A 7,773-nucleotide genomic window follows, 5' to 3' on the forward strand; every position below is an offset into this window, starting at 1 on the left:
TGGTATTCTTAACCACTACCGTTTTAGTGATTCGCTTTTTGCTTTTGATCTCCCGTAACGGATAAAGCACTTCTTCCGCTCCGTCCAGATCCTCGATTAAGATGAGTTTATTTCTAAGTTCCTGCTGTCCAAAATAGTAAAAGGCATTTCCGCTCAGGCTCGTAATTTCAAGTTTGTCCTCTTCGGGGATCAGTGCGCTTACTTTTTCCTGCAGGTGGGTCTTGCCTATGCCCGAGCTTCCAAAACTGATTACATGGAGTGGATTGTCCCGTTTCCTGCTGGTAAAGATCAAATACATCAAAAGCCTGTTGTTTTCTTCTCCTATCACGCCTGCTTTGCCGATGTCTTCCATTGTCCTGCCCATCAGGTTGGGGGCTTTCAGGTATTGCTGCGCTGCCTTGATTTCTGTTGTGGTGAGTTGTTTTCGCTTGTCCTGTGTTTGGACTTTTAATTCTATTTCCTTTAGTCTGTAGGCTTCCAGCTCGTCCGTGAGTTCTGTTAATGCTGCAGCCGCTACACTGGTGCCAACCTCCAAACGTTCTGCTATTTTCCTGATTAGCTTTTCAACCTGAGTATCGTTGTATAAGTCCAGGTTGTGCCGTAAACTTAAATGTTCCACTTGTACTTTCAACGTTGCCCGCATCCTGTCTAGCCCTTCCAATCTGATACCTCCTAAAATAGCGATTTGCAACATGCCACTTTCAAAAGTCAGGTGGTCGGGGTTAGTGGTGTTTAGTGCTTCATTATTTCCCTTCATCATTTACTGAAAAATATTTTTTACTGATATATTTATCATAAATCTATAAGATATATCAGAACAAAGCAAGACTTATATGATTTGATTATGATATTTATATCAGTTATTATTGTAAATAGCTTCATATTTATATCATTTTACTTACTTATCTATGACTTTAGGCAGCCATATCGCCACTTTACGCAAGAGTAAAAAAATATCACAGCAAGAGCTGGGCAAACTGGCAGGAACTTCCGGTGACCTAATTGGCAGATATGAAAGGGATGAAGTAAAGCCTTCTATTGAGGTTGTAATTAAGTTGGCGGAGGCACTTAATGTTTCCTTGGATTATTTGGTGGGCAAAACTGATCTTGAGCTGGATACAGCTGCGCTCAAAAGGCTCGAACTTATTTCTAAACTACCACAAGAAGAAAAAAAACAGCTTCTACACGTTATCGATGCACTGCTAAGGGATTTTAATGCTAAAAAAGCTTATTCTATATGATTAAGAGTGTTTTAGAGAAAAACCTGATCCCTGTAATTGCTGACGCCTCTGCTTTAGCTCAAATATTTGTTGTAATACTGTTTTTTGAAAACTATTTAATACTTTTTCAGGAAGCATCTTTGTTTCAGCTTACTATTGACTTGGGCAATATTCAGCTTGCTCCCTTTATTTGGTTCTTTATTTTTATTGCTTCGGGAAGGTTTGTATGGATAGCGAGTTCTTTTTTAATCGGTTTTATTAAAGACAAAATTAATTCTGATTTTGATAGTATAAAATTAGACAGTAAACACCATTTTAATGCATTTCTGCTTCTTATATTATCCTTTACTTACTTAATTAATATTGAAAATTTTAATAACCAATTTGTTCCCTTTAATGTGGAAGAACACTGGTTTCTGTACTACTTATTTAAATCCCCCCTGTTACTTACTATCTTTGCTTCCTTTATAATAATAGTATTTTCGGATATTAGATATTCTTGGGAAAAAGAATAAAATTTATAACTCTGGCTATTTCTAAATATATGAACTTCTTTTAAAGTTGTAAATAATGCTCCTGCTAAATCATTAAAAAACCCAAGCCTCTCTATAAAGCTTGGGGTTTGATTATTTCTTATCTGATCCTTGAGTAGTAGACCATTCCCTTCTAGTTAATATTGCGATATTCTATCCTCACCTTCTAAACCCACATAAAGTGTCGCACTCTTACCAACATCAGTAGCTGGTATTGTTATACTGAAGTGAAAAACAAGTTCTTTATTTTCAGTATCCAAGCCCTTAAAAGAAGGAAAAAGTAAAGCGCCATACTCATTAAGCTCCTCAAATAAAATAGATTTAAACATTTCCTTATCTATTGTCTTAGAATATATCCTTTTAGTGTTTTTCAATATTTCTAAATCAGATGCAAAATTGTGAGATAGGAAAGGTTCTTTTGAGTCGTAATATTTCTGTGGCACCCTTAACCCGCTATCCAGTAAGCAATAATACTTGAACTTAATTTGTATTTTATCATTATCTACATTTAAAATAGTGTCTATTGCTATTATTGAATCATACATTGATATTATTTTTTCTTTTGCTTTTTTTTGCTGCTCAAGAAAAAAAAGTTCCTCTGGATCAATTCCATTATTTTCAGAGTCCTCTTCTTTTTTATTTATAGAATCTTCTTCTTTATTCATCTGTGAAGTGTTTTCTGATTCACCTTTTTTAGTTTGCTCTATACAAGAAGTGGTTATCGTAATTGATAAAAAGAGCAATAGCGGATATTTTTTAACAAAAGTAAAATTATAAGTTTTCATCTTCATTGTTGGTATTAATTAGATATCTGTCTGTCTAGTTCATTGATAAAACTATTGAATTTCCTTACCAAACCATCGAACATCGATTCACTATTGGTAACGGTGTTTGTCGACCTAGGCACAGTAATAGGTCTACTTGTATAAATTGATGCCCCAGCTTGACTATTTTGAGACGATGATCCTGTTTGAGCATCAGGCTTTGTATCAAATTTTCTATATCCAACAATTCTATTGCCATAATACTTATTTTTACCACCATCTATTAAGGTTGTATTCCGTGGACCTTCAGAACCTCCAGAATCAATCATTTTCAAGGTAGTTATATTACCATCTTTATCTCTCACAACTTCTGTAATCAAACCCGTATGTTTTTTGTCGTTTAGTATCACAATATTTCCAGGTTCAACATCACTTTCTTCTACCGCTGTAGTGTTTTCTGCTATGTTAGTTACTCCATTCGAATTTCCGCTATTAGGATCAGGTTCACCTCCTGCTACAACACACCCTGTAACTAACCCTGAACAGTCAACATTTTGTCCTGGACTCCCTTTAGCTCCTAACTCATAGCTCCCACCAGGATTTTTAGCAACATATTCTTCAGCTTTCGCTACAGCATTAGCTCTTTGGGTTGAGTCAGCTCCTAAAAAATCGTTAAATGATAATGGATTATTAGTTACCCATGCATAAGGGGATTCATGATGTTTTATAATAGGATCAATCTGCCACCACCTACCAAGTGCAGGATCATACGACCTAAAAAATGCCATGTCCATATCCAAAATAGGATCCCTTTCAATTCCATTATACTTGAAATTATTCTCCTTACTATAGCTCCTCTGATAGGAGTTAAAAGTCAGACCGAAGGGATAGTAATTATAGCGATTTTTTAGCGTACCCTCTTTTTTCTTTAGGCTCTCCCCTGAAAAAAATGCGGTTTTGCCTATGCCTTCCCCTGCCTCTTGGTCGTATAATTTTAAACAGCCCATTGAGCTTTCAAGATAGTTTTTTGTTTATAATAATCCTCTTGAACCAGCAAATAAGTCTAAGACTCTTTATCAAACAGTTTTTTGGTTTGTTGTTTTAGCATCTTAAGTATTCCAAGTAGCCCTATCAGCGATATTACTATTGACCCTAGCTCATTTATACTAACCTGTATTATCTCACTTACAAGTTTTACTTCTTCCATCTGTCTTTAAATTAAGTGGCTATATTTCTATTCTCTTATTTCTATATTCCAAAAATATCACTTAACTACATTACTAATTAGGACGTGATTATTTCATCGGATTTTGACAAGTATGCGGAAGATTTTTGAGAGTTCAAAATTATATAAATAACTGATCTACAATGTATAACACTACTTTCTCCTATTTATCTTTCTCATCCTTATAGCTCTATCTCTATTAGCTTATTGTCAAAGTTCCAGTTACTATAAATCATATCAGAGGACACAAAAAATTTTGATTAAACCACTTATTTATAGGTTATAAACTTCAGGTTTCTTTCTAATAGCTTTAATCTCTGTTTTTTAAGGGACATATCGGTCGGTAAAACATCCCGGAAAAAAGTAAATGGCATCATTTCATTTTGTTGTTAAGCACTTACTTTCCTGCCATTTGGTTTTTATCGGGATGCTCCAAGCGAACTGCTACCCTTCATTAAATGTAAACCTGCCTACAGAGCGCGGTAAGTTTCTGCTCACTAAAGATTTGATGATGACTGCTTAAAACTAACCAGATTGCTATTACCTACGCTGTTTGCTATGCGGGCCACTGCGGGTACCACCGGCCAGCCTGCCAAGAGGAGTGTGAGGAACGAGCATGATTGGCAGTGCCTGGCGGTGGTCGCAGGCCCGCCTAACTCTGGCTGTGGTTTTGTTTTTTTGCCTACCTGCCGGAGGCTCATCAATCAACAAAAAAGCAAAAGGGAACAGACGTGCCGAGGAGCGGATGGCAAGCAAAGGGAGGAAAATGCAAATGGGCTTTTTGAGGGTCGGCTAAATATGCGCTGTACTCTGATGCCGATTTACCTGCTTATGCTTTTTTGCTAAGTGGGTGATCCATCAACTAAAATCAGTGTACAGCGCATGTTTTAAGGCGTGAAGATTTGCATTTTTCCGGACTGCAGCCTTGCTAACGCACCACAGGCACACCGCTTTTCCGCTACCGGCCATAAGCCGGGAGCGTGCCGCCTTCAAGCGGCAAACTTTGGAAGGAGGATTATTTATCTCCGTAATGAGACCATGCACTCAACACATAGACTGTAACGATTTCTTCTTTGATGGAATAAACTAATCTGTGCTTTCTATTAATTCTTCGAGAGTATAGGCCGGCTAAATCATGCTTTAACATTTCAGGTTGACCTGTTCCATTGGTGGGATGTTCTAATAATTCATTAAGCAGCTTTTCAATCTTCTTAAGGGTAGACTTATCACCTGATTTCTTATGCTTTTCAATATCTTCTAAGGCTGTTTTAGAGAACTCTAAAGTATAACTCATAGACCCAATAAATCACTGATCCCTTTAGAAGTAGACACACGACTAACTTCACCCTTTTTAACCTCTAAAATACTTTGCTTTATCTTATTGACCATTTCAGCATTAAAATACATGTCATCTTCCGTTATTGGAGTTAATGCATAGGCTTTGTCATTTGCCCGCTGAACAATAACGTGTTCGCCATTGTCTACTCTTTCAAAGTATTTCTTCTGGTTCTGTCTAAATTCTCTACTGCTTATAACTAACATAATTTTATTATTTTGTGTACCAATTTGGTACAAATATATTATTAAAACGTAAACTTCACAAAATTAGTTTATCAACCCAACGGATGGAACTGCTGCACTTCTTCCTGCAAGCCTTCCATGTCATTTTGTAAATAACTTTCTGTACTGCTGATGTAGCGATGGCCTGCAAGGTATTGTACTTCCCGCAGGTTGTACATTTTCAGCCATTTGGTAATCACACTTGTGCGGATTTGCTTGGCATTCTTTACATTCGGATTGATCTTTCGAACACTTAGCATCAGTTGGGTCATAAAGTTGCTAAGTCCTCCTGAAGGTTGGTTCCCTCCTTCCCCGATAAATAATTTATCAGTAGCTTCTTTAGTTTGGTATTTCCTTTTGGTGTCCATTGCTGCAAACTCTCCCCTGATCTTTAAAACATAATCATAGATGTCCATTACCTGATGCGATTCTAATTTCATTTCCCTGCTGTTGCTCCTGGTGCTTCCCGGCACGTAAAGTTTTCCTTCCCTTAAGTTGATGTCACTTGTTTCCAGTTTTCCAAGCTCTGCCGTTTTTAAGCCTTGATAGACCAACATGCCCAATATCACTTTATTTCTTCTTTGGGCTAAGCTGTTTGCCGGATAGCTATTGTAAAGCGCATGCAGTTCGTGTGTTTCTAAGATGTGGTAGAGTGTTTTTCTTTTGATGCCTTTTACTGTTATGTCTGTGGCTGGGTTCTTATCCGTAATTTCTTCCCTGATAAAATATTCATACAGATGCTTGATTGCGCCCATATAACTTTGGATTGTCCGTTGGCTTGCCCCTTTATTGCTGCACCATTTCATAAAGCTTAACAGCTCGTTATAGGTCACTTGCTCTGCTTCCAGATGTTCCTCTGCCAGCCACTTTCGGTAACGTTTTAAGATTTTAAGCCTGCTCTTTATGCCATTGCTGGTAAAACCTTTGGATTGCAGGTAACTTTCAAAACCTGTTATTAACACATCTTCACTATTCATCTTTTTCTAATTGATTGGTTTCATACCTTGGGATGTTGTTAAACCGCTGTACCTGTTCTATGGGGATGCCTGCTAAATGTGTGTAAATCTGCGTACTCTCCAAGCTGCCATGCCCTAAAAACCTGCTGATACTTTCCAGTTTCATGCCTGCCTGTAAAAAGTGTGTAGCTATAGAGTGGCGGAGCGTGTGCAGCCCGATTTCCTTTTCTATTAAATCATTATCTCCTGTCTGATATTGAAGGTTTTTCAACCTGATAAAAAGGCTCTGACCTTGTAACCTGTTACCTGTTGTATAAGCGATAAACAAGGCTTCTGTCTTTCTTCCTCTGCTTAATTCCCCTCTATGATCATACACATAGTCCTGCAGGTATTTCAGATTGGTTTTGCTGATTGGCACTAATCTTTCCTGATAGTTCTTTCCTTTCCGAACGTGCAAGATCGACCTGTCAAAATTGATATCGCTAACATCAAGTTGCACGCCTTCATTTCTTCTCAAGCCACAGCCGTAATAGATCGCCAGCATTGCCCTGTCTCTTGCCTGTATAGCTTCATAAACTGTTTCCGATGTGTTGGGCTGTTTATCAGGCTTTTGGTAAGTCACTTTAAAAAGCAGCTGGATTTCTTCTTCTGTCAGGTAAATGATTTTGTTTGTGGCTTCTTCATTCTCCAGGCGGATGGGTGGTATATCCAGCCTGCCCACTTTCCTGAGGTATTCTGTAAACTTTCTTAAGGCTTGTATATGTTTGTTCAGGTGGGCATTGCTCAAGCCACCGCCCCTTTTTTGATTGCTTCTTTCTTTTAACTGGTGGTAATAGCTTTCAATGTGTTGTGTTTTCAGCTCTTTAATGTTCTTGATTTCCTGTTGTTCCAGGTAATGAAGTAATTCACGTACGTGCAAAGGAAGGTTGTAAACAGTGCTTGTAGCGTAGCCTTGCACGTCCAGCCATTCTTTAAAACTCTGCTCTAAATATCTGTAAGAGGCGTTGGATAGATTTAACTTTTTCATCCTACTAAAAATTTGCTTCGGTTGGTGTTTTCAGAACTTTTGAACTTTGCCTGTAACTTGTTGTGGTTCTTTGCTTTTAGTGGTTCATTCAGGTTTTGAACTGGTAGTGAACCGCTGTGGACTTTGTACTTATTTCGTCCTGTTTTCCCTCTTATTCTCTGCTTCTCTTTCTTTCCTTTATTGAGGTGCCCTGTCCTATAACATGCACCGTGTAGTCTCCCCAGGAGACTTTTACTTTGGCTTCTTTGCTCCTGCTAAACCGCTCATAATCTTGTCCAGTATGCCTGTAATGCCGTTTTTTAGCTGCTCGTATTCGTCCAGCTCGGTAATCCTGTATTCGTGCGGTTTTCCCTTCTCTCCAGCCACTTTTTCCACGTAGTCATATTCCTGTAATTGCACCATATACCGCTTCTGGTTACTGGGGTTGATCCGTAAAAACTGCCTTACTTCTTTGTTGGTAAATGTGGTCTTCCCTTCCATTTTCAGCC

At 38.1% G+C, this 7,773-nt stretch carries 8 protein-coding genes and 2 pseudogenes; 2 read left to right on the forward strand and 8 right to left on the reverse strand.

The genetic code is table 11. The annotated features are described in order from the left end of the window. Nucleotides 1-760, reverse strand: a pseudogene (locus IEV85_RS24400) (hypothetical protein); the annotation flags it as partial. 148 nt (nucleotides 761-908) lie between these two features. Between IEV85_RS24400 and IEV85_RS24405 the strand changes: the two are divergent. Beyond that, nucleotides 909-1,241 (forward strand): helix-turn-helix domain-containing protein, encoded by a 333-nt coding sequence (locus IEV85_RS24405; RefSeq protein ID WP_188467896.1) that lies wholly within the window; start codon nucleotides 909-911, stop codon nucleotides 1,239-1,241. Beyond that, the gene (locus tag IEV85_RS24410; RefSeq protein WP_188467897.1) at nucleotides 1,238-1,735 is read left to right on the forward strand and encodes a hypothetical protein; all 498 of its coding nucleotides are present in this window, start codon (nucleotides 1,238-1,240) and stop codon (nucleotides 1,733-1,735) included. The genes IEV85_RS24405 and IEV85_RS24410 overlap by 4 nt, the downstream gene beginning before the upstream one ends. A 155-nt stretch (nucleotides 1,736-1,890) precedes the next feature. Here IEV85_RS24410 and IEV85_RS24415 read toward each other — a convergent pair whose 3' ends face one another. The 7 genes and pseudogenes from IEV85_RS24415 to IEV85_RS24445 all read right to left on the reverse strand — a co-directional run. Then, a complete protein-coding gene (locus IEV85_RS24415) occupies nucleotides 1,891-2,538 on the reverse strand; it encodes a DUF4738 domain-containing protein (protein ID WP_188467898.1) in 648 nt (215 codons plus the stop codon). Nucleotides 2,539-2,552: 14 nt separating this feature from the next. After that, nucleotides 2,553-3,524, reverse strand: a complete 972-nt coding sequence (locus tag IEV85_RS24420) for an RHS repeat protein (RefSeq protein WP_188467899.1) — start codon at nucleotides 3,522-3,524, stop codon at nucleotides 2,553-2,555. Between the two features lie 1,233 nt (nucleotides 3,525-4,757). Further along, complete coding sequence (locus IEV85_RS24425; RefSeq protein ID WP_188467900.1) at nucleotides 4,758-5,036, reverse strand: Txe/YoeB family addiction module toxin; 279 nt, start codon at nucleotides 5,034-5,036, stop codon at nucleotides 4,758-4,760. Beyond that, complete coding sequence (locus IEV85_RS24430) at nucleotides 5,033-5,284, reverse strand: type II toxin-antitoxin system Phd/YefM family antitoxin (RefSeq protein WP_188467901.1); 252 nt, start codon at nucleotides 5,282-5,284, stop codon at nucleotides 5,033-5,035. Before IEV85_RS24430 ends, IEV85_RS24425 begins: the two co-directional genes overlap by 4 nt. Before the next feature lie 71 nt (nucleotides 5,285-5,355). Beyond that, nucleotides 5,356-6,279, reverse strand: a complete 924-nt coding sequence (locus IEV85_RS24435) for a tyrosine-type recombinase/integrase (RefSeq protein ID WP_188467902.1) — start codon at nucleotides 6,277-6,279, stop codon at nucleotides 5,356-5,358. Beyond that, a complete protein-coding gene (locus IEV85_RS24440; protein ID WP_188467903.1) occupies nucleotides 6,272-7,285 on the reverse strand; it encodes a tyrosine-type recombinase/integrase in 1,014 nt (337 codons plus the stop codon). Before IEV85_RS24440 ends, IEV85_RS24435 begins: the two co-directional genes overlap by 8 nt. 231 nt (nucleotides 7,286-7,516) lie before the next feature. Continuing rightward, nucleotides 7,517-7,773 (reverse strand): annotated as a pseudogene (locus IEV85_RS24445) (hypothetical protein); the annotation flags it as partial.

Origin of the sequence: Marivirga lumbricoides (assembly GCF_014636295.1) — a bacterium.
GTDB lineage: Bacteria > Bacteroidota > Bacteroidia > Cytophagales > Cyclobacteriaceae > Marivirga > Marivirga lumbricoides.

What these genes read in the sequence shown, in the direction of transcription:
- IEV85_RS24410 (WP_188467897.1), top strand. Translation starts at nt 1,238, where the DNA reads ATGATTAAGAGTGTTTTAGAGAAAAACCTGATCCCTGTAATTGCTGAC.
- IEV85_RS24415 (WP_188467898.1), bottom strand. Translation starts at nt 2,538, where the DNA reads ATGAAAACTTATAATTTTACTTTTGTTAAAAAATATCCGCTATTGCTC.
- IEV85_RS24440 (WP_188467903.1), bottom strand. Translation starts at nt 7,285, where the DNA reads ATGAAAAAGTTAAATCTATCCAACGCCTCTTACAGATATTTAGAGCAG.
- IEV85_RS24405 (WP_188467896.1), top strand. Translation starts at nt 909, where the DNA reads ATGACTTTAGGCAGCCATATCGCCACTTTACGCAAGAGTAAAAAAATA.
- IEV85_RS24425 (WP_188467900.1), bottom strand. Translation starts at nt 5,036, where the DNA reads ATGAGTTATACTTTAGAGTTCTCTAAAACAGCCTTAGAAGATATTGAA.
- IEV85_RS24420 (WP_188467899.1), bottom strand. Translation starts at nt 3,524, where the DNA reads ATGGGCTGTTTAAAATTATACGACCAAGAGGCAGGGGAAGGCATAGGC.
- IEV85_RS24435 (WP_188467902.1), bottom strand. Translation starts at nt 6,279, where the DNA reads ATGAATAGTGAAGATGTGTTAATAACAGGTTTTGAAAGTTACCTGCAA.
- IEV85_RS24430 (WP_188467901.1), bottom strand. Translation starts at nt 5,284, where the DNA reads ATGTTAGTTATAAGCAGTAGAGAATTTAGACAGAACCAGAAGAAATAC.